Annotated in this window: 18 protein-coding genes; 9 read left to right on the top strand and 9 right to left on the bottom strand. The window is 53.7% G+C overall.

Features of this window, described 5'->3' with window-relative positions; all coding sequences use genetic code 11:
* Position 1: 1 nt before the first annotated feature.
* The 5 genes from tssE to EDF81_RS16430 form a co-directional block, all read right to left on the bottom strand.
* Positions 2 to 433 carry a type VI secretion system baseplate subunit TssE gene (gene tssE / locus EDF81_RS16455; protein ID WP_123349238.1) on the bottom strand — a complete coding sequence of 144 codons (432 nt, stop codon included), beginning with the start codon at positions 431 to 433 and terminating at the stop codon, positions 2 to 4.
* A 5-nt stretch (positions 434 to 438) separates the two neighbouring features.
* Positions 439 to 1,917 carry a type VI secretion system contractile sheath large subunit gene (tssC, locus tag EDF81_RS16450; RefSeq protein ID WP_123349237.1) on the bottom strand — a complete coding sequence of 493 codons (1,479 nt, stop codon included), beginning with the start codon at positions 1,915 to 1,917 and terminating at the stop codon, positions 439 to 441.
* Between the two features lie 30 nt (positions 1,918 to 1,947).
* Positions 1,948 to 2,451 carry a type VI secretion system contractile sheath small subunit gene (gene tssB / locus EDF81_RS16445; protein ID WP_123349236.1) on the bottom strand — a complete coding sequence of 168 codons (504 nt, stop codon included), beginning with the start codon at positions 2,449 to 2,451 and terminating at the stop codon, positions 1,948 to 1,950.
* Between the two features lie 814 nt (positions 2,452 to 3,265).
* The gene (locus tag EDF81_RS16435; protein WP_123349234.1) at positions 3,266 to 3,508 is read right to left on the bottom strand and encodes a hypothetical protein; all 243 of its coding nucleotides are present in this window, start codon (positions 3,506 to 3,508) and stop codon (positions 3,266 to 3,268) included.
* 54 nt (positions 3,509 to 3,562) lie between these two features.
* A complete protein-coding gene (locus tag EDF81_RS16430) occupies positions 3,563 to 4,003 on the bottom strand; it encodes a hypothetical protein (RefSeq protein ID WP_260232717.1) in 441 nt (146 codons plus the stop codon).
* A 578-nt stretch (positions 4,004 to 4,581) separates the two neighbouring features.
* Between EDF81_RS16430 and EDF81_RS16425 the strand changes: the two genes are divergently transcribed.
* From EDF81_RS16425 to EDF81_RS24380, 7 genes are all read left to right on the top strand, one after another.
* Positions 4,582 to 6,612, top strand: coding sequence for a type VI secretion system tip protein VgrG (locus EDF81_RS16425; RefSeq protein ID WP_123349232.1), 2,031 nt, complete (start codon positions 4,582 to 4,584; stop codon positions 6,610 to 6,612).
* A complete protein-coding gene (locus EDF81_RS16420) occupies positions 6,609 to 7,187 on the top strand; it encodes a DUF4123 domain-containing protein (protein ID WP_123349231.1) in 579 nt (192 codons plus the stop codon). Before EDF81_RS16425 ends, EDF81_RS16420 begins: the two co-directional genes overlap by 4 nt.
* Positions 7,187 to 8,026: a hypothetical protein gene (locus EDF81_RS16415; RefSeq protein WP_123349230.1), complete on the top strand. Its 840-nt coding sequence runs from the start codon at positions 7,187 to 7,189 to the stop codon at positions 8,024 to 8,026. The genes EDF81_RS16420 and EDF81_RS16415 overlap by 1 nt, the downstream gene beginning before the upstream one ends.
* Positions 8,016 to 9,923, top strand: a complete 1,908-nt coding sequence (locus tag EDF81_RS16410) for a hypothetical protein (protein ID WP_123349229.1) — start codon at positions 8,016 to 8,018, stop codon at positions 9,921 to 9,923. Before EDF81_RS16415 ends, EDF81_RS16410 begins: the two co-directional genes overlap by 11 nt.
* Before the next feature lie 335 nt (positions 9,924 to 10,258).
* Positions 10,259 to 10,837: a hypothetical protein gene (locus tag EDF81_RS16405; RefSeq protein ID WP_123349228.1), complete on the top strand. Its 579-nt coding sequence runs from the start codon at positions 10,259 to 10,261 to the stop codon at positions 10,835 to 10,837.
* Positions 10,838 to 11,107: 270 nt separating this feature from the next.
* A complete protein-coding gene (locus EDF81_RS16400; protein ID WP_221180825.1) occupies positions 11,108 to 11,794 on the top strand; it encodes a hypothetical protein in 687 nt (228 codons plus the stop codon).
* A gap of 15 nt (positions 11,795 to 11,809) precedes the next feature.
* Entirely contained in the window at positions 11,810 to 12,079 is a 270-nt protein-coding gene (locus EDF81_RS24380; RefSeq protein ID WP_123349227.1) for a PAAR domain-containing protein, read from the top strand.
* Positions 12,080 to 12,145: 66 nt separating this feature from the next.
* On the opposite strand, the gene EDF81_RS16390 is transcribed toward EDF81_RS24380, so the two are convergent.
* Positions 12,146 to 12,799, bottom strand: coding sequence for an Imm43 family immunity protein (locus EDF81_RS16390; protein WP_123349226.1), 654 nt, complete (start codon positions 12,797 to 12,799; stop codon positions 12,146 to 12,148).
* Between the two features lie 366 nt (positions 12,800 to 13,165).
* Here EDF81_RS16390 and EDF81_RS16385 point away from each other — a divergent pair, with 366 nt between their 5' ends.
* Positions 13,166 to 14,335: a DNA repair protein gene (locus EDF81_RS16385; RefSeq protein WP_123349225.1), complete on the top strand. Its 1,170-nt coding sequence runs from the start codon at positions 13,166 to 13,168 to the stop codon at positions 14,333 to 14,335.
* A gap of 36 nt (positions 14,336 to 14,371) precedes the next feature.
* Here the strand turns inward: EDF81_RS16385 and EDF81_RS16380 are convergent, their stop codons facing one another.
* The 3 genes from EDF81_RS16380 to EDF81_RS16370 form a co-directional block, all read right to left on the bottom strand.
* Positions 14,372 to 15,142 carry a siderophore-interacting protein gene (locus EDF81_RS16380; RefSeq protein ID WP_123349224.1) on the bottom strand — a complete coding sequence of 257 codons (771 nt, stop codon included), beginning with the start codon at positions 15,140 to 15,142 and terminating at the stop codon, positions 14,372 to 14,374.
* A 159-nt stretch (positions 15,143 to 15,301) separates the two neighbouring features.
* Positions 15,302 to 16,864 (bottom strand): methyl-accepting chemotaxis protein, encoded by a 1,563-nt coding sequence (locus tag EDF81_RS16375; RefSeq protein WP_123349223.1) that lies wholly within the window; start codon positions 16,862 to 16,864, stop codon positions 15,302 to 15,304.
* 439 nt (positions 16,865 to 17,303) lie between these two features.
* Positions 17,304 to 18,824 (bottom strand): PAS domain-containing methyl-accepting chemotaxis protein, encoded by a 1,521-nt coding sequence (locus tag EDF81_RS16370; RefSeq protein ID WP_123349222.1) that lies wholly within the window; start codon positions 18,822 to 18,824, stop codon positions 17,304 to 17,306.
* 375 nt (positions 18,825 to 19,199) lie between these two features.
* Here EDF81_RS16370 and ygjG point away from each other — a divergent pair, with 375 nt between their 5' ends.
* Positions 19,200 to 20,582 (top strand): putrescine aminotransferase, encoded by a 1,383-nt coding sequence (gene ygjG, locus EDF81_RS16365; protein WP_184999571.1) that lies wholly within the window; start codon positions 19,200 to 19,202, stop codon positions 20,580 to 20,582.
* Positions 20,583 to 20,630: the final 48 nt, after the last annotated feature.

Raw genomic sequence — 20,630 nt, 5'->3', positions numbered from 1 at the left:
GTTAGATCATTCTGTAGTGGCGTTGGCTGTCCATATGAATATCGAACGAGGTTAGCTGCTCCAGCTCTTCCAGACGCACGTGTGCGGTCACCCGAAATGACATTTCGAGCGGCGAGGTTGCGTTAGCGGACGACGACACCTCGACCTTCACAATGCGCGGTTCGTATTCGCAGATGCACTGCCTGATAGCCTCGCGGATACGTCCGAGGACGTCCGCGCTGCTTTGCGTGGCGTCATTCAAATCAATGACGCCAAGCTCAGGGGCGCTGCGGCAGCTGCCGGGACGCGTATTCAGCATCCTGTCCAGCTGCCGTTTGATCGAGGCGAGGAGCGACTCCAGCTCCTCGTCCCGTGAGCGATCCCGCTCAGCGCCACGAATACGATCGAACAGGCTGGCAGCGCTCCCTCTGTCCCATGACGAGAGAGACGACATAGCCCTTACTCCTTGTCCAGACGGCCAACGAGAGACAGTTCAAAATTGGCACCCATGTATTTGAAGTGCGGACGTACCGCAATCGCTACCTGGTACCAGCCCGGTTCGCCTTCGACGTCCAGCACTTTGATCTGTGCGGCACGCAGAGGACGACGGCTGCGAACGTCTGCCGGCGGGTTTTCCTGATCGGCCACGTACTGTTTGATCCAGCCGTTCAGCTCGCGTTCCAGATCCTGGCGTTCTTTCCAGGAGCCGATCTGCTCGCGCTGCAGCACTTTGATGTAGTGTGCAAGACGGTTGATGATGAACATGTACGGCAGCTGGGTACCCAGCTTGTAGTTGGTCTCCGCCTCTTTGCCTTCGCGGGTATTGGCAAAGACTTTTGGCTTCTGCACCGAGTTCGCCGAGAAGAAGGCCGCGTTATCGCTGTCTTTACGCATGGTGAGAGTGATAAAGCCCTCTTCCGCCATTTCGTATTCACGACGATCGGTGATCAGCACTTCGGTCGGGATCTTGGCCTGTAGCTGGCCCATCGCTTCATACACGTGAACCGGCAGATCGCCGATGGTACCGCCGCTCTGCGGGCCGATAATGTTCGGACACCAGCGGTATTTGGCGAAGGAGTCAGTCAGCGCCGTCCCCATCAGATACGCGGTGTTACCCCACAGATAGTGCTCGTGGCTGGCGCTGATGTTCTCTTTGTAGTTAAAGCCCTTAATCGGGTTTTCAACCGGATCGTACGGCAGACGCGCCAGGAAGCGCGGCGCGGTCAGGCCCAGGTAGCGGGAGTCTTCAGACTCGCGCAGAGAACGCCATTTGGTGTAGGCCGGGCCTTCAAAGACCGATTTCAGATCTTTAATTGTCGGCAGATCGGTGAAGCGATCGACGCCGAAGAAGGTCGGCGCAACGGAGGAGATAAACGGCGCATGAGCCATCGCTCCGACGGCACTGACGTACTGCATCAGTTTGATGTCCGGCGAGCTCTGGGTCATCGCGTAGTCACCGATTACCGCGCCAATCGGCTGGCCGCCGAATTGACCGTAGCCGGTCGAGTAAACGTGCTTATAGAAACCAGACTGGGTAATTTCCGGCGCAAATTCAAAGTCTTCCAGCAGCTCATCTTTGGTTGCATGGAGAACGAGGAGTTTGATGTTTTCGCGGAAGTCGGTGCGGTCAACCAGCAGCTTCAGAGAACGCCAGGAGGATTCCAGCTCCTGTAGCTCTTTGGCATGGAGAATGGCATCGACCTGGGTGCTGAGTTTTTTATCCAGCTCCACGATCATGCTGTCAACCAGCGCCTTATTAACCGGCTCTGCGGCGTTACCACCGTCGAGAATATTGGCAACCAGCGCCGCAATACCTTGCTTAGCGATGCCGTAGGCTTCGTCGACAGGAGTAATGCGCGCCTGCGCCATAATGTCGTCAAGCAGTGAGGCCGACGCCCCCGCTGCGGAAACCTGGGATTGTTCTTCAACCGTAGACATAACTTCTTTCCCTATTCGTTAACCGCCGAATTACTCGGCGGGTTTCACTAAGTCCAGTTCTTTCAGAAGCTGTTCACGGGCTTCAGAACTTGCCAGCAGATCCTGCAGACGATTGCGGAAGGCCGGAATATTTCCCAGCGGGCCTTTCAGCGCCACCAGCGCTTCGCGCAGCTCGAGCAATTTACGTAATTCCGGCACCTGTTCAGCGATACGATCCGGAGAAAAATCAGCCAGTGTTTCAATGCTTAATTTAACCGGAAGATCGTCCTCGCTTTCTTCGGCAAGGCGGTTAGGCACGGCGAAGCTCAACTCAAGGTTGGACTCCTTCATCACCTTATTAAAATTGTTCTTGTCGATTGAAACGGTCTGACGCTCTTCAATCGGTGTTTCTTCCGTGCGACCCTTCATATTGCCGACGATCATCATGGTCAACGGCAGTTCTATTTCGGCCTGCTGGCCGCCGGTTGCAGGGACGTATTTGATATTAATACGTTCCTTCGGCGCGACAGAGGCTCCGTCAATTCCTTTTCCCATTTTCACACACCAGATTCATGTTATGAGTGACTGTTCATCAGGTCCCCTAATGCATACAGCAATAAATTTCCGACAGGCGTAAGAACGCGCTCGCTCTTATTATGGCGGGTATTCATTGGGTAACCGATCTCGCTTTGCTTTATAAGGAACTCATCCTATTTAAGATAAATACCTTAAAAAACAGAATCATAAGCGCTTTACGAAGTGTGATTTTTTTGCGGCAATATAATGATCTCCTTTTCCAGACCCTACCAATATTGATAGTGCCATTTATATTCCAGAGGCTATATTTGCGTTACATCAAAAAAGCCAACAGGAACCCCTTGCACTGCATTTAAGAAAAAAACTGATAACTTAACGGAAATATAGATGGTATTTTTAGACTTTAAGAACTTCCCTATATTTGACTCCAAACGACGTTGGTAATCCAGAGAAAAAAGCGCACTTTTTGCCCCTATTAATCCTATTGATATCTATTTTAAGAGATCGGATGAGTGAATTTACCTTATGGGATCGCCTTAATGCAAATAGAATAAAATATATTATGCATTTTTCACTCAAAAGAAATAAAGGAAAATGATCCAGATCAGTAAAAATGACAACTTGAGTTTTGTTCATGTAAGTTTTAATAAATTTCAATTGCCCGTCACGTTATTATCGGAAAGTGAAAAAGTCACCTTAATGAATTGATCAATAAATGATCAGAAAAGATGAGATGAAATAAGAAAAATAATATAAATAATAATGCCACGAACAGAAGCCATAAAAAAGCCCGCAGGTCAGGCTGCGGGCGGGATGTCGGGCAAGAATGGCGTCAGTAAGAGGTCTTCGGGAAGGGCGCGTGCCCCAGCAGCGCCGTAACGAGATTAAACGAGGTCGCGCTAATGGTTTTTCCATCCTGAAGGGCAAGCTCGATCACCTGGTATAACGCCGGTCCGTAAGCTTTATGCTTTACGAGCAGCCGCAATACGCGACGCTCTTCAGGGCTGAAGGCCCCTTTCAGAGAACGATTTAAACCAGCAAATAGTGCGTCGATGTTCTGATATTTCATATCCATTGAGAGAAGTCCTGAAGGTTAAAATAGTGCTGGCCGCGGGAAGAACAGCGGCCATCACACCGCGTTATAGCGATCGTGCAGATCTTCATCCTGATTGAGGACAACCGTTTCATCACCCTTACGCCAGACCAGAGAAAGCGCGCCTTTATCCTCGCCATCCTCAATTGCTCTGACGCCGTCCAGCACGCATAAAAAACCAAACACGGCATTATCGACGGCCAGGTTAACAATCTGGTTGATCATCTCTTTTTGCTCACCGCTCGCCGTGTGCCAGAACGCCGACATCGCCATCAGTTCAGCCCGTGGTCTGCGCCCCGGAGGCGAATTTAAAACGGAGATCACGCCCTCAGCCGCAGATTCACTGACGACTTTCTTAATCACATCGACAAATTGTTCAGAATGCATTGGGTTACCTTTAAGCACCGTCGGAGAGGCGCTGCCGAAGAAATGGATAATCAGGCTACCGACCCGGACAGCAAAACGAGGCGTCGGCACAGAATCTGACCCGCGATTTCATTCGGCGGGTGAATGATCACTATTTTAACTATTTTGCCAGCGTATGAGGAATAAAATCCCTCACCATAATTGAGGGGACAGGTTTGAAAGAGTGGTGACTGATGGAAATCTCCGCTGTGCATGATTAAGCCAGGCTTATAGATAACCCAGGTGAGCCTCCCGGATGTTGATAATTTAAATCATCAATATTTGCTATCTTTTTTGGGGTCATGGCCAGGCCAAAATAACTTAACTCATTGTAGTTTAATGGGAAAGTAGACACCCACCTCGACTAATTCATAAGCACAGCAAATAGACCGAAAATAGCATTTTTTGTCTTTCGCTATATTTGCGCATTCTGCGCAACTTCTTGCTCAACTTTTGGAATAAATCACTTTTTTGGCAATAAACGCCGTGAATCTGAATTGTTTGCGCAACTTCTTGCTCAAATTCGTTATTAAAAAAACAATTGATTTTTATTTCCAGCCTTAAATCAGCAAATTATAAACTGGCATGCAAATTGCTATTTATTTACAAGGAGTTAAACGTAAACCAGGCAAGCAAGGAGCATGATAACGATGGCTAATATTACGGGACTTCAGTTTACGGTGACGCTCGGCGAACTGCCGGCAAGCACCTTTGCAGTGGTGGATTTTGAGCTACGGGAAGCGCTGAACACGCCCTTCTCCCTGTCGATTAATCTCGCCAGCCCCCAGCCGGGGATCGATTTTGGCGCAGTGCTTGACCAGACCTGCGAGCTACAGATCTGGTACGAAGGTGTCCTCCAGCGTCGTATCAGCGGCATCGTCAGCCGCTTTACCCAGGGCGACACCGGCTTTCGCCGCACCCGCTATCAGGCGGAAGTGCGTCCGGCCCTGTGGCGCAGCAGCCTGCGCACCAACGCCCGCATCTTCCAGACCAAAAAGCCCGATGAAATTATCAGCAGCCTGCTGCAGGAAGCCGGTATCACCGATTATGCCTTTGCCCTGCGCCATGACCATGCTGTGCGGGAATACTGCGTCCAGTACCGGGAAAGCGACCTCGACTTTATCAACCGCCTCTCGGCCGAAGAAGGTATGTACTGGTTCCATGAGTACGAAGCGGGCAAACACCGGGTGGTATTTTCCGATGACGCGGGCGCACTGGAAAAAGGCGAACCGCTGTTCTTTAACCTCGCCAGCCAGGGCCTGGCCCACGGCGCGTTTATCCGTCGTTTTCGCTATGCCGAAACGGTCAGCACCGCAGGCGTGGAGCTAAAAGATTACAGCTTTAAAACCCCGGCCTATGGTCTCTCCCATAAGAAAATGAGCAACGCTCTGGACCATCAGCGGGAGCAGTACGAGCACTACGACTATCCGGGCCGTTTTAAGCAGGACCCGAGCGGGAAAGCCTTTACCGGGTTCCGCCTCGATGCCCTGCGTAACGATGCCGCCACCGGCCAGGGCGAATCCAACTGTGCAGCGCTGCGCCCGGGTTATAGCTTCCTGCTGACGGAACACCCTAACCCGGCGCTGAATATTGCCTGGCAGATAATAGAAGTGGTGCATGAAGGGAAACAGCCCGGTGCGCTGGAAGAAGAAGGTGGGGGTGAACCGACCACGCTCAATAACACCTTCAATACCATCGCGGCAAAAACCACCTGGCGGGCACTGATGCCTTATAAACCAATGGTGGACGGACCGCAGATAGCCACCGTTACCGGCCCGGCGGGCGAGGAGATTTACTGCGACAAATACGGCCGCATCAAAGTCCAGTTCACGTGGGATCGCTACGGCACCAGCGATGACCAGAGTTCGTGCTGGGTACGCGTCAGCCAGGGCTGGGCGGGCGGCCAGTACGGCATGATGGCTATCCCGCGTGTCGGGCATGAAGTGGTGGTGAGCTTCCTTGAAGGGGATCCTGACCAGCCTATTGTTACCGGGCGGACGTTTCATGCCACTAACCTTGCCCCCTATGAACTGCCTCTGCACAAAACACGGATGACCATCAAAAGTAAGACGCATAAAGGCGATGGTTTTAACGAACTGCGGTTTGAAGACGCTAAAGACAGGGAAGAAATCTTCGTCCATGCCCAGAAAGATCAGAACATTCAGGTCAACCATGATGAAACACACAGTATCGGCAACGATCAGCGTAATGCGATAGTCCGCGACCGCACAACGGATGTAGGTCAGGATGATGCCCGTACTGTAGGGCGAGATAGTAAAAATCACGTCCGCCAGGATGCTTTTGTCACTATTGACCGTAATGAAGTTCGCAAGATAGGCAACACGCTGAAAGAAGATATCTTCGCCAGCCACCTTGTGACTATCGGTGAGCATGAAAAAGTGGTGATTGAAGGCCTGCAAACCATTGAGGCCCGCAGCGGGCAGAGAATGTTAACGACGGAGTTCGTTCTACAGGGAACCGACAGGATCCTTTTCCGTGGCCCGGCGGGCAAAATCCTGCTCGACAGCAGCGGTATCACGCTGGATGCGCCTAATATCCAGCTGAAGGGCAATGTCAGCATTCTTTCACCTGCCGTGGATCAGATCCAGGCAATTGAAGCCGCCATTAACCAGGGCTCGCCGCTGATTGAAGAGTGTCCTCTGCAGGAGGATAAAGCATGAGCTTCTGTCAGCATCTGGAAAAACTTGGCCTACCGGTTAATCACCCGCATATCCGCGTTTATATACTCACTGAAGCGGCAGCAGACCCGGCTATGCTGGCCCGAATGGAGTTCCATGATACCGGGCATCGCCCCATCTGGCGTCTGGATAAACTGGCCGGAATGGAAAAATACTCCCCCTGGCTTTGTGAAATCACGCGTGACGGCGAGTTTGATCAATGGCTGGAGAAGGTTGCTGATAAAGCCCCGCTGACCGTGCTTTTTTCTCGTATGCCCTCTGACGAACTCTGGCAGCATCTGCGGCTTAACAGCAAGTTTGCAGAGGACGGACGGCGTTTCTTTTTGCGGATGGGCGATCCCTCTGCACTTCATTTATACACCGCGTCGCTCGCCTATCAGCCCTCTTCCGTCAGACACCTTTTTGCGGACGGGCAAATTGAAGAACTGTACTTTCATCATCCCCGTGCGGAACTGGCCTGCCGGGCGCAACCCTTATTTGAACAACACCTTGATAGTACGGCCGAATGCGAGGGTTGCCTGGTCTGGATTGACGTCCCTACAGAGGAGAGCGCCTGATGATCCTGCACCCCGTGAGTCTTGAGGCAATGGATAACGTGGCACAAAAACTGGCGGACAAAAAGCTGGCTCGCTATCTGTGCGAGACCCAGGCACCCATCCTGCGTTGCTTACCCGGCGATCCCGACGCTGTCCCGAATTTTGTCGCTATCGCGAGGAAAGACGCGATTGCCGCCGGGTTTGAGCATGGACGAAAGTACAGTACTCATGTCCTTATCAGTTTTCTGCTGGGTCCTGGATGGGAGAACGATCTGCCCTGGGAGGCGCTACAGCCTGTCTTTGATGATACGGGTATGCCGCTGCTAACCCGTCTGGATATGGCTGTGAATAGAGCTACACTGCTGCGCCAGCAGATCGACAAGAACCTCCCGTCTATGCACATGGTGTTTCAGCACTTCCTGCAGACCGCCGCACATAGCCTCAGTGCGGAAGATATCTGGCCTGCTTTTAGCCAGATGGCGGTCTTACGCGGCGTGCAAACGCCTGCACGTCTCCAGCGCCTTTTTACCACCCTTGAAGCCGACGCGCTGGCCCTGCTGCATCTTCCTCCCATAGCGCGGCGAAAATATTCGGCCTATGACCTCGCGGGACTCCGCCATATGGGAAGAGCCGTGCCGCTGCCGACCGAAGGATTGCATATTTTAAATCCGCAGCAGCTAAGTGGATTTATATATCATATTCTGCTGGCATTAAGTTTCGGCCGTTTTTACCGCCGCAATCCGCTCTTCACTACGTTGCACAGGCTCCTAAAACAGCCGCCGCAGCAGCATAACGCTTTGTTACGGCAATTTTTACAGGGACATCAGAACACGCTCAGGGAGATAGACTATGACCAGTAATACGGTGAGTAAAAGTTATGAACAGCTGGCGCAGGACGCGATAGATGGCAATATCCCCAGCGCTCCCCCGATCTGTAAAGACTGCTCGGAACTGGGGATCCCGTTCTCGATTAACGACAGCGATGGCCCACGCGATGCTGATGAGTGGCTGGGGATCCCCTCTAACGAGCGAGCGGCAACCACCGACTGGTTTACCTCTAATCCCTGGATCCGCGATCCGGTACAGAACTTTCGCGACAGCTATTTGCTGCGGGTCCTCGACCGGGCTGGCGAACTCTATGGCGAGGCCTGGCTGGCGGAGTTCCATGCGTTTCAGTGCGACCAGGAGCTGGAGTTTCACTATCTTGAGCATGATATGGGGACAGACCCGCATGTTACCCCCGCCTTTATGATGGAGGTCGCCCATGGGGAGCCGATGGCCGATCAAAGCATCGACTGTGGCACAACCAACGGTGTTTTTCTGGGACGCCGTATCTATTTATGGAGTTTTACCTCAGCACGCTACAGCATGGCTTCTGCAACCGGAAACAACGGCCAGCCAGCCGCTTTTTCCGACTTCGAATGGTCCGTCAGCGGTCTGTACGATCCGCAAAAAGCCGCACAGGAGCTGGCGAAAAATTATCAGCGGGCGAAAACACTGCACAAATTATGGGAACGAATTAAGGGTCTGGGAAATATTACGCTCGGCGTGCTTTCGCTGATCCCAGCGCTGGGTATGCTCAGGGGGCTTTTTGGGGCAACCAGAGCGGTACGCTACACCTTCGCCGTGGTCGATGGTGCCCTGGCATTAAACGCGGTTGTCAGCGGCAGTACCTCACTGATTAAGGGCGAGGGTATCGATCATGGGGAACAGCTCTTTGAACATTTAGGTGCCCTGGCCGACCCCAAAGACGGCGCAGAGCGCGGACGTCAGGTTTTTATGTTTATCAACCTGGCTATGCTCACGCCCGCCGCCTTTGGCGGTGCCCGCTGGATCCTGCGTAAAATCCGCCCCGATATACCGGTTAACGCCCGGCTTGATCTGCAGGCCGTGACCGGGGAAGAGCGTCGGCGGCTGGGAGGACACAAAAGTGTGGATCCCGTTGCCATTGAACTGCGGGGTACCCGCCCCTCGTCGGGCCGACACGACGATACCGGGGAGATTAAATGGAGCGACAGACCCTCCCTCGATACCAACAGTAGCCAGATAACCCTCACCACAGCGGTCGGTAAAGCAAACTATGCGGTGATAGCCAATACACTTCGCAGCCGGTTAAAGATGATGATTATTCATCGCGGTGGAAGCCTTAAGGTGGTAGGCCGTATGGGTAAAGTCGTGGGCGATGCTGGAGAAGAGGCATTCGCTGCCGCTATGGTGGAAAAAATGGGTTTCAATGCTGAACGCATCCTTGGCTACAGTAATAAACCCGGACTGCCTAGCCGCTTCGGACTGACGAACAAGAGTGGTCATGGCCTGGATATGCTGGTCTGGGTCCCGCCGCCGCCGTCGCTGACTGTGCGGGCACCGACTACCGATGCTATGCGGCATGGTTTGGATAGTGCTAAAGGTATTCCGGCTGCAACACAGACGTTAAACTTCACAGATGATACTTTGCTGGTGATCGAAACCAAAACCACACTGGGTAGAACTAAGACACCGAAATTTAATAGTACACAGACCACGGGCGCTAGCAAGCTTGGTGACCTTCAAAAAAAGATAGAGGCAAGAAAACAAGGATGGACTCGAGCTAAAATGCTAGAAGTAGATCCCAGCATGCAAGACAAACTTAATGCTCTTGAAAATGCATTGGCGTTGGAAAAAATAGAGTTTATGCATGCGCAGATATTTTTTGACTCTCAGGGGGCTTTAAATAGGCTTGCCGGAAATGGCTCCGGAATTCAGCTCAATATATGGTAAGAAATGTGATGAAGATAAATAAAAGCAGCAGGCTCGACAAAGTTTTGGTAGATGTTAAAGAATGGGCGTCAGATGGATTTCCTCCACAAGGAAGGCTTAAGGCCTATGTCAATGGAGAGGGACATCTTCGTCTCGCAACAATTGATTTATTTAAACATGGGATGGAAAAGGTTAATCAAGGATTGCTCGCTGCAATAGAAAGGCAATGTGGATATGCTAATAGTTGCATGTCAAATGCGTTTACACGAATGTCTCTGGCTAAAGCTATTGATATTCAAGAGAGGAAAGGTTCTGACCAAATAATTATTGGTGATCTAGACAGTGTTACGCATTTGATGCTTGGAGCACTTGCGACTGGACAGCCCGAACTGGTGCCCGCATTCCACCAGAGTATCTTTGACGGTATTTCCGGGGGCTATGGTATGCGCGATGGACATCATATCCCTATTGGAACCACCCTGCGCTATGCCGCCTTCGGCCTGACCATTATCGGCGACTGGCTGGGTAAGCCGCTGGATCTGGATAAGCATGCTCTGCCCCGCGATCCCGCCTGGGGCCAGCTTGTCGCTCACTGGCGTGAACCTGACCCGGAAAAATTCCTGCCGGTTATTCTCGTCGCCTGCGATACGCACGTTGAACGTATTGCGCTGACAGAAAAAGAGGATGACTCGGGCCATTTTGAGTTTGGCTCCGTGTTCCTCGCCGTACATCCGACAGAAATCCTCGCCGTGCTGCGCCTGCGGGATATGCTTGGGCTGCCAAACCCGGCTTATATCGACCATCCCCTGATGCAGACCCCTTATGCAGCCATTACCTGCCTGCCGGGTGACGTCACCGAACGGGATGAGCTGCTGGAGAATTTCCTGGCTGTGGTACGGCAACGTGATCCCCAGGTATTACCGGCAGGGCTGTAAGACGTTCAGCGTTATTAGTATTGGGATACAATAACTATAGGGAAATAGATGATGAAAAAAACAAAGAACAGATTGAGTAAGGCATTGCATCAAGTTCTAACCTGGGCTGAAGGCATACAGATTTTCAGGGGTCAGAGATATAATGACTATATGAATGGCGGGGGACTTGCGGTCCTTGCCAATATAGATTTATTTAAATATGGAATGGCTGAAAGCGGGACAAGTTTAACCCTGGCAATCAAAGGCGCACATCATGAAGCCTGCCTGCATATGGCACAGGCATTCAGGCGCCTGGCTATTGCAGATATGCTGGGTATTCACAGCAAGATAGGCACCGGGCGATTTATAATTGGCGATCCGGATACGGTGACTCATACCATGCTGGGGGCTATAGCAACAGGGCAGCCAGACCTGGTGCCCGTATTCCACCAGACTATCTTTGACGGTATTGCCGGGGGCTATGGTATGCGCGACGGGCATCATATCCCCATTGGTACCACCCTACGTTACGCCGCCTTCGGCCTGACCATTATCGGCGACTGGCTGGGTAAGCCGCTGGATCTGGATAAACATGCTCTTCCCCGCGATCCCGCCTGGGGCCAACTTGTCGCTCACTGGCGCGAACCCGATCCGGAAAAATTCCTGCCGGTTATTCTCGCCGCCTGCGATACGCACGTTGAACGTATTGCGCTGACAGAAAAAGAGGATGACTCGGGCCATTTTGAGTTTGGCTCCGTGTTCCTCGCCGTATACCCGACAGAAATCCTCGCCGTGCTGCGTCTGCGGGATATGCTTGGGCTGCCAAACCCGGCTTATATCGACCATCCCCTGATGCAGACCCCTTATGCAGCCATTACCTGCCTGCCGGGTGATGTCACCGAACGGGATGAGCTGCTGGAGAATTTCCTGGAGGTGGTACGGCAACGTGACCCACAGGTCTTACCCATCAGCATGTAAATTAAGGAGCGCATCATGTCAGGAAAAGGAGCTATTCGTCTGGGGGATTCACATTCTGGCGGCGGCGTAATGATTGAAGCCAGCGGTATCCCGGTTAATGGCATCGCACAGTGTCTGTTGGGCGATAAGGCTGACTGTCCCAGGCATAAAGGAATATTTCCACTGGTTTCAGGCGGAGATAGTGGAGCCATTCATAACGGAAGACCGATGGTGTTCGAACCCGCAAAATTATCCTGCGGTTGCAGTGTGTCTTCAACCTGTGCTGGAAGCTATCACCGGCAATAAATCACCTTTTCAGAACACCATCATGTGCGGTGGAAAGCGTTAAGTGAGCAAAGAGACTCCGGCCGTTCACGGAAGTCTCCGCTTCGCCACCTTTTTATTGTCCTGAAGGTCGTAGCGGTAATCCTTGCAGTAGTGAGCCAATAGCTCATCGGCCGGTACAATCTTCACGCCGCGTAATTTTTCAAACTGTGACACCACCTCGGCGGAGACAAACAGAAATCCCCCCAGCACCGTTTTCCTGATGGTGAAAACATCGTACTCCCGGGCTTTCTCGTTAAATGCCAGCGTCAAGGGAACCGACATGCCACGACGGTCTTCCTCGATACCCGATGCCTCGTGATCGATCACCTCGTCATCGCCGATAAGATAGAGATAATGCAGATCGGATCGCAGGACCTCACCATTGCCAATAGAGGTGGCAATCAGCCGTTTCGACCAGCCCTGGCTCACGCGTAGCGAAGCCAGCAGACGAGAGAGTTCGTCGCTGATGATATGACCCCGGCCGTGGTTGTAATAAGAGAAACGAAGCGCGCCGACATCTTTCCGGCACAGCAGGTAAATCTCCTCAGGGCAGTCAGGATCGGCCACGTAGTAAGGATAGGAATGCGCTGAGCTGTCGTAATCCCAGGCGGCATTCACCTGCAACTTATCATCGACGAGTGCGCGGAGGTATCGGGGTATCAGCGAAGAAGCGTAATTGTTCATAATTGCGTAATACATTGGCGAATTCCCTTCGATAAGATTAAGCAACGGGTGTCGGGTAAAAAGAGTGAGCACCCTCAACGCTAAGCCAGGATACATCAGAACGCTGGCAAACTCCGGCGGCGATTTTTGCAAACAGCGTCGCGGCTGGCACCTTTGCTATTTTATTCCATAAAATTAACTTAAGTTTTCATAATAAGTCGCCCTGATAAACACCAGAAATAATGCCGCAAGTAAATGATGTTTATCGTTTCGTGATGGGCCAGTGAATGTTAATCTGCTTGCCGGATACGGCCGCAGGCCCGCTATGCCGATATTTTTTGCCGTAATTTACCAATCCATCTATTTTTTAAACGACGAGACGACAGCGCCTGGTAAAACGCCATGAAAAATCCAATCAAACGGCTTGAGATCATCAAGAACGCCATTGAACTGGAAGATGACGACATCATCCAGAGTCAGCTTCTTCATCTGAAAAATGAAGCCAGCGACCCGGAACTGGCGCTTATTGTCTCGGCGCTCGAAAAGAAGAACTATCTTGACGCGATGCGGGCCATCGCCACCTGGCTACAGGGCCAGCGGCTGGTGGTCAACTGGCAGGATCCGCAGGTCGCCGCCAGTAAGCTGGAGCTAAAAGCGCTGGAAGAAAAGCTGCGCGATCTCATCGACCGCCGAAACGTGCGTATCCAGCTGCTGGATGATTTCAACGATCTCTATCGCCAGCGTCTCGGACCGCTGATGACGCAGATCCTCGGCCTGCGTAAAACGCTGGCGGAAGCGACGCTGCGTAAGCGGAAGGCGGAGGCAGAGCGCCGTCAGGCGGACTATCTGCGCTGCCAGCACTATATGGCTCAGGCAGTAGAAGAGCTGGTGACGCTGACCCAGCGCTGGCGCAGTCTGGATCCGCACTCGCCGCAGGCGGTTGAGGCTCGTCGGCAGGTATTGCAGCAGAATACGCTGATCGCCACGCTGCTGAGCGAAGCGCAGGAGCTGGAGCACGGCCTGACGCGGGAAGAAGAACCGGCCCGCCGGGCGCGGGACGATGCCAGGCGTCAGTATGAGGAGCATCAGGAACAGCAGGAAGACGCGGAAAAACGCTTTGGCGATCGGCTGAATATGTCTGAAGACGATCATCGCGAGATGAAACGCCTGTGGCGTCAGGCCAGCAAGCTCTGCCACCCTGACCTGGTCGATATCCCGCTGAAGTCGGAAGCCAACGCGATGATGGCCCAGCTTAACCAGGCCAAAAAGCGTGGCGATCTCCCCGCCGTGCGGTCGATTCTGAACAGGCTGCAACAAGGAATGGATCCGCTGATGGCCAGCGATCGGATCAACGATCTCGATCAGCTGTTGAAAAGGATCAAAGACGTCAAAGAGCGTATCGTCAGCCTGCAGGAAGAGCTCAAGGCGCTGGATACGGAAGAGTCATGGCTGCTGGTGTCGTCGCTCACGGATCAAAACGCGTACTTTACCCAGCAGGAGAAAACGCTGGCCGATCTGCGCGCCCAGCTGGAGCAGCAAATCTCCGACGTCGAGTACGACGCGGTCGCCTGATGCATCACGCCGACGGCCATGCCGTCGGCTTATCCACTATTTTTTATGCCAGTACGCCGCCGCACGCACGCGCTGCGCGTCGTAGCGCTCGCTTTCAAACGGCCGGACCAGCGATTTCACCGTCGCCCCTTCCCCGGTTACCCAGATAAAGTAGTCTTCGTCCGCCACCGCAATAGCAGCCAGTTTGTCGGCCACCGCCTGTTCGCTGTGCCCCACCACCCAGTCAATCGCAAAGTCGCTGAGATGGGCGAGATAGTCCTGCCAGGCGGCATCCGCCACCGTCACAACGGCGCGAACCTGCGGACGCACGTTCAGTTTCAACAGCCCTTCCAGCCGACGGCGCAGGGCCGGCATTCCGGACTCATCGCAGACATAGAGCTGGAAAGCATAGTCTTCCGGCACCACCAGCGATCCACGCGGGCCGCCAATTGTCAGGGCATCGCCCACGCGCGCATTGATTGCCCAGCTGCTGGCGACGCCACCGTCGTGGATAAAGAAATCAAAGGCCAGCTCGTGGCGCGCTTCGTCGTACAGCGGCGTATAGTCGCGCGATGCCGGACGTGGGCCATCGCCCCAGTTTATCCCCTCGTCGCTGACCACCGGCGGCGTAAAGGGCACGCCCGCTTCCGGGAAAAAAAGTTTACTGTGATCGTCAAAGCCCAGAGAGGCGAACCCTTCCAGCTCTTCGCCCCCAAGGACAATGCGCTGGAAGCCCGCGCTGATACGCTCCGTGCGCAAGACGGTAAGCTGACGAAAACGCAGGGCATTGCGCACGCGCTGCGGATAACGGGACTGTGCCTGGGTCATAGGATGCCTTCGTGAATGAGGTCGAATAGCGCATTCTAGCTAAATGATAATGATTATTATATTGCCATTCGTGCCGCAATAGCGCGAAGGAGATCAAGCGCAGGAGAAGTCGCGACGCGGAGATCCCGCGTCGCTGGAGGTATCACATAACAGGATCCGTCAGACGGCAGGCTGATCCGCACGCACGCGGAAGACCTTCACCATCTCTTTCAGATGCAGCGCCTGATCGTTCAGCGCCGCCGCTGCCGCAACGGACTCTTCCACCAGGCTGGAGTTCTGCTGGGTGGTGGAGTCAATCAGGCCGATAGCGCTATTGATCTGCGAAATACCGTCGGTCTGTTCACGGCTGGCCTGGCCAATTTCACGCAGGATGGTATCCATCTCCTGCACGTTGTTAACCATACCGTTAATCAGGCCGCTGGCTTTTTCCACCAGTTCCATCCCGTCCTTCGTCTGGCTGGTTGAGCTTTCAATCAGGCTGCGGATCTCATTCGCCGAGGAGGCGCTTTTCTGCGCCAGCTGACGGACTTCCCCGGCGACAACCGCAAAGCCACGGCCGTGTTCACCGGCTCGCGCCGCTTCCACCGCCGCGTTAAGCGCCAGGATATTGGTCTGGAACGCGATAGAGTCGATCAGGTTGATGATGTCCGACATCCGGTTAGAGGTGTCGTTAATCATGCGCATTTTCTCGGTCACCTGCAGCATCATCTCACCGTTGTTTTTCACCACGGTAGCGGCATCGGCCGACAGGTGGGTCGCTTCGGTGGTATGTTCAGAGGTGTTTTTCACCGTCGCGGTGATCTGCTCCATGGAGGACGCGGTCTGCTCGACAGAGCTGGCCTGTTCTTCGGTGCGGGCAGCCAGGTCCTGGTTACCGGCAACGATCTGCGCGGCGGCACTGGAGATATTCTCCGAGCTGTTCTGCACTTCCTGCACAATCGCCAGCAGGCGCTCTTTCATCTCCATTAACGCCTGCAGGAGGATCCCGGTTTCATCACGTGCACGAATGGTCACGCTGCCGGTCAGATCGCCGGCAGCAATCGCTTCCGCCAGGCCAACCGCCGCCGTCAGCGGACGCGTGATAGCGCGAATCAGATAAATGCTCACCATCGCAGCCACAATGGCACCAATCACCGTTAAGGTGATTAACAGCATGCGGTTGGTGGAGAAGTCCTTATCAACCTGGACCCCGGAAGCACGCATCTGACTATCCTGGACGGTAATCAGCTCCTGTACTTTTGCCTTGTAGACCTTCTGAATGTTGACCGTGGTGGTCATCATTTCCTTTAACGCGGTGGGACGATTGTAATCTTTGATAGCCTCAAGAATTCGAAAGCGCGATGCCAGATACTCCTGACGAACGGCTTTAATCTCGTTGAGGATTTTTTGCGATTCGGCGTCAGGAAGTTGCTTGCTGAGGTCGTCAATAATCAGGGTGATGCGGGCGCTGAGATCGGTCAGCTGCTTTTCCAGGTCGGCGCTGTAGAGACCTTCCTGATCCAGCAGCATCAGCTGCTGCGCGCTAACGAAATCCTGGAAGTTATCAATGAGCTGGTTGGCTTTTATCGTCGTGGGGTAATCATCAGTGATAATCTCCTGCATCCCCTGGTTGGCGCGTTGCAGACTCATCAGCGAAAGCGCGGAACTGACGATCATTAAAACAATAAAAAGACTGAACGCCAGAAATAATTTCGTGCTGATCCTTACGTCACGTAACAACATATTTTCCCCAAAGCTGTGGTTATTTTTGTTAACGGAATTTAAGCGCAGAGCGGACCTGAGCTTAAAAAAACACCGGGAATGAAATGCATCTATCCATGCATCGTACGTTATCGGTAACGATGGTCGTAACTTTATGAATTTGATCGTTTTTTAATTTTAGTGAAACACCGAAATAGATTAGAACTATTGATGAGAGTTAATTGATCGATATATATCGCGGAAAGTAGTGACGTTATTAATTATATACAAAGTCAGTATCGCGACTATTAATGATTTAAAACAGCGATATGGAAATAATAGCCTTTTATTTACAAGTTTAAATTTAATAAATCGTTAACAATATTGAAAAGAAAAATCAACAAGCACGATTTGCGCAAAATTGACATAAAAAAACCGCCGTTTCCTTGCGGTCGGCGGTCAGGGATAAGCAGAAAAAACGTCAGTGCAGGACGGTCACCGCATCTTCAAGACGGCTGGCACGATGTTTCACCATCGCCGAGATTTCAGCGCTCTCTTCCACCAGCCCGGCATTTTTTTGCGTGATCGCGTCAAGTTCGGCAACCGCGCGCGTCAGATCGGAAAGACCGGCGGCCTGTTCAGTCGTGGAGTGGCTGATCTCGCCGAGCAGTCGGGTGACGTTTTGCACCTGAGCAACAATATTATCCATCGTCTGCCCGGCGGCGTGAACCTGTTCAGATCCCGACTGGACCTTGCTGGCGCTGGCTTCAATCAGCTTGCGAATATCGTTAGCCGCGTTGGCGCTGCGGCTGGCAAGATGGCGTACTTCACCCGCGACTACCGCAAAACCTTTGCCCTGCTCACCGGCCCGCGCCGCTTCCACCGCCGCATTCAGCGCCAGGATATTGGTCTGGAAGGCGATATCGTTAATCAGGGTCGTAATCGAACCAATCCGCTGGGTGCTGTCGGCGATTTCGTCCATGGTCTTCACAACCGTCTCCATCGCCTGGCCGCCGTGGGTCGCGGCAGAACTGGCCTCGCTGGAGAGTTTATCCGCCGCCGCTGCCGTTTCAGAGTTGTTCTGTACCGACGCGGCCATCTGGCTCATGGTCGCCACGGTCTGCTGGACATTGACCACCGTTTGCCGCGTCCGCTGGTTGAGGTCTTCATTGCCTTTCGCCAGGGTGACGCTGCCGTCGCGCACGCTGGCGACCTGGCCGGAAATATCGTGGATCAGCCAGCGGCACATCAGCCCCAGCTGCCCTACCGAGCGCAGCATCAGCCCCAGCTCATCGCTGCGCTGTAGCTGTTCGACGCTGTTGCGTTCCCCGGTCGCCACCTGTAGCGCCTGGCGCGCAACGCGCTCCATCGGACGGGTAATTTGCCATTCAAAGAGGGCGCTGCCGCAAAGCATCAATAACGCGCTCGACAGTATTGGCAGCCAGCCCGCACCGGTCACTATCATCACTGCCGCAAGCGCAATAAAAAGCAGGCTCATCACCGAGCGCACCCGCCAGCGCAGCGGCATCGCCGGTAGATTTCCCCGCCAGCCCTTGCTGACAACCAGCCCTTTCGCAATACGCTTATTGCAACGGCCCTCATTCAGCGCCTGATACAGCGGCGTCACCGCAGCGACCTCTTCCTCCGTGGCGCGGGAGCGAATCGACATATAGCCGGTGATCCTGCCGTTGCGCACCATCGGCACCGCGTTGGCGCGGACCCAGTAGTGGCCGCCGTCTTTACGCCGGTTTTTAACAATCCCGCTCCAGGGCTCGCCCTGCTTCAGGGTCGACCACATATCGGCGAAGGCCGCCTTCGGCATATCCGGGTGGCGCACCAGGTTGTGGGGCTGGCCGGTCAGTTCCTGCAGGGAGTAGCCGCTGACCTGGACAAAGTCGTCGTTGGCGTGGGTGATATAACTATTGGGGTCGGTGGTTGACATGAGGGTGGTGTCATCATCCAGCGGATATTCCTGCTGGTTGACCCAGGATTGGGCAGGCATATAAGCATCCTTTGCGGGTAGTTTGTATCTCATTCATGAAGGTAATGTTATTTCGGCGATAAGCAATTTATCTTTAGATGTTAAATTTGATTTAGATCGCAATTTGCAATTAAACCGCATTTTTTGCCTCTCGCCTAATAGATTGATTATTAATATTTTCCTTGTGTAACTAAGTGATTTGCCTTCTGACGGGGCAGCCTCTGCACCGCGATAGCACAGCGCCACGGCCCGGCCCGCGGCGCTGGACGATTAAATTTTGCACAACGGCGTTTCGACCTGGCGTTTATCCCGATTTCAGCGCTTCGCGCCGATGTGGCGCAATCCCTGCAATACTTAAATCGGTATCATGTGATACGCGAGCCCCTGGAGCACATCTTGAACAGGTTACCTTCCAGCGCATCGGCTCTGGCCTGTAGCGCACACGCACTGAATCTCATTGAGAAGCGAACGCTTGATCATGAGGAAATGAAAGCACTTAACCGAGAGGTGATTGATTACTTCAAAGAGCACGTCAATCCGGGGTTTCTTGAGTACCGTAAATCTGTTACCGCTGGCGGGGATTACGCAGCCGTAGAGTGGCAAGCGGGAAGTCTGAATACGCTTGTCGACACCCAGGGACAGGAGTTTGTCGATTGTCTGGGGGGCTTTGGCATTTTCAACGTGGGGCATCGTAATCCAGTTGTCGTTTCCGCCGTACAGAATCAACTCGCGAAACAGCCGTTACACAGTCAGGAACTCCTCGATCCGCTGCGGGCCATGCTGGCCAAAACTCTGGCCGCGCTGGCGCCGGGCAAGCTGAAATACAGCTTCTTTAGCAACAGCGGCACCGAATCGGTCGAGGCGGCGTTAAAACTTGCTAAGGCGTATCAGTCGCCGCACGGAAAATTTACCTTTATTGCCACCAGCGGCGCCTTCCACGGCAAGTCCCTCGGGGCGCTGTCAGCGACGGCAAAATCCACCTTCCGTAAACCCTTTATGCCGCTGCTGCAGGGCTTCCGTCACGTTCCCTTTGGCGATATCGACGCCATGCGCGCTCAGCTCAGCGAGTGTCAGAAGACCGGTGAAGACGTGGCAGCGGTGATCCTGGAGCCGATTCAGGGTGAAGGCGGGGTGATCCTGCCGCCGCCGGGCTATCTGCCCGCGGTACGCAAGCTGTGCGATGAATTTGGCGCGCTGCTGATCTTCGACGAGGTGCAAACCGGGATGGGCCGTACGGGCCGGATGTTCGCCTGTGAACATGAAAACGTCCAGCCGGACATTCTGTGTCTGGCAAAAGCACTCGGCGGCGGGGTGATGCCTATCGGCGCAACCATCGCCACCGAAGAGGTGTTCTCGGTGCTGTTCGACAATCCGTTCCTGCACACCACCACCTTTGGCGGCAACCCGCTGGCCTGTGCGGCGGCGCTGGCGACCATTAACGTGCTGCTGGAAGAGAATCTGCCCGCTCAGGCCGCGCAAAAAGGTGACATCCTGCTGGATGGTCTGAACCTGCTGGCGCGGGAATACCCGGACCTGGTGCAGGAGGCTCGCGGCAAAGGTATGTTAATCGCTATTGAGTTCGTGGATAACGAAATCGGCTATCGCTTTGCCAGCGAGATGTTCCGCCAGCATATCCTGGTGGCGGGCACCCTGAACAACGCCAAGACCATTCGCATCGAACCGCCTCTGACGCTGACCATTGAGCAGTGCGAGCAGGTGCTGAAGGCAGCCCGCCAGGCGCTGGCAGCCCTGCGCGTGAGCGCCACGGAGCAACTCTGATGCCATCTCCCCCTTCCGCAACGGCGGAAGGGGTTTTTTGATAGTTAT

It is taken from the genome of Enterobacter sp. BIGb0383 (assembly GCF_003751845.1).
Taxonomy (GTDB): domain Bacteria; phylum Pseudomonadota; class Gammaproteobacteria; order Enterobacterales; family Enterobacteriaceae; genus BIGb0383.
Note: the sequence above shows the minus strand (reverse complement) of the source record. Positions and strands in the feature narration are given on the sequence as shown.

Bases quoted from the DNA above. Each gene is read 5' to 3' on its own strand.
- tssB (WP_123349236.1), bottom strand. From the start codon at position 2,451: ATGGGAAAAGGAATTGACGGAGCCTCTGTCGCGCCGAAGGAACGTATT.
- EDF81_RS24380 (WP_123349227.1), top strand. From the start codon at position 11,810: ATGTCAGGAAAAGGAGCTATTCGTCTGGGGGATTCACATTCTGGCGGC.
- EDF81_RS16375 (WP_123349223.1), bottom strand. From the start codon at position 16,864: ATGTTGTTACGTGACGTAAGGATCAGCACGAAATTATTTCTGGCGTTC.
- EDF81_RS16370 (WP_123349222.1), bottom strand. From the start codon at position 18,824: ATGCCTGCCCAATCCTGGGTCAACCAGCAGGAATATCCGCTGGATGAT.
- EDF81_RS16385 (WP_123349225.1), top strand. From the start codon at position 13,166: ATGAAAAATCCAATCAAACGGCTTGAGATCATCAAGAACGCCATTGAA.
- EDF81_RS16410 (WP_123349229.1), top strand. From the start codon at position 8,016: ATGACCAGTAATACGGTGAGTAAAAGTTATGAACAGCTGGCGCAGGAC.
- EDF81_RS16405 (WP_123349228.1), top strand. From the start codon at position 10,259: ATGCTTGGAGCACTTGCGACTGGACAGCCCGAACTGGTGCCCGCATTC.
- EDF81_RS16390 (WP_123349226.1), bottom strand. From the start codon at position 12,799: ATGTATTACGCAATTATGAACAATTACGCTTCTTCGCTGATACCCCGA.
- EDF81_RS16425 (WP_123349232.1), top strand. From the start codon at position 4,582: ATGGCTAATATTACGGGACTTCAGTTTACGGTGACGCTCGGCGAACTG.
- EDF81_RS16420 (WP_123349231.1), top strand. From the start codon at position 6,609: ATGAGCTTCTGTCAGCATCTGGAAAAACTTGGCCTACCGGTTAATCAC.
- tssC (WP_123349237.1), bottom strand. From the start codon at position 1,917: ATGTCTACGGTTGAAGAACAATCCCAGGTTTCCGCAGCGGGGGCGTCG.
- EDF81_RS16435 (WP_123349234.1), bottom strand. From the start codon at position 3,508: ATGGATATGAAATATCAGAACATCGACGCACTATTTGCTGGTTTAAAT.
- EDF81_RS16380 (WP_123349224.1), bottom strand. From the start codon at position 15,142: ATGACCCAGGCACAGTCCCGTTATCCGCAGCGCGTGCGCAATGCCCTG.
- EDF81_RS16400 (WP_221180825.1), top strand. From the start codon at position 11,108: ATGGCACAGGCATTCAGGCGCCTGGCTATTGCAGATATGCTGGGTATT.
- EDF81_RS16415 (WP_123349230.1), top strand. From the start codon at position 7,187: ATGATCCTGCACCCCGTGAGTCTTGAGGCAATGGATAACGTGGCACAA.
- tssE (WP_123349238.1), bottom strand. From the start codon at position 433: ATGTCGTCTCTCTCGTCATGGGACAGAGGGAGCGCTGCCAGCCTGTTC.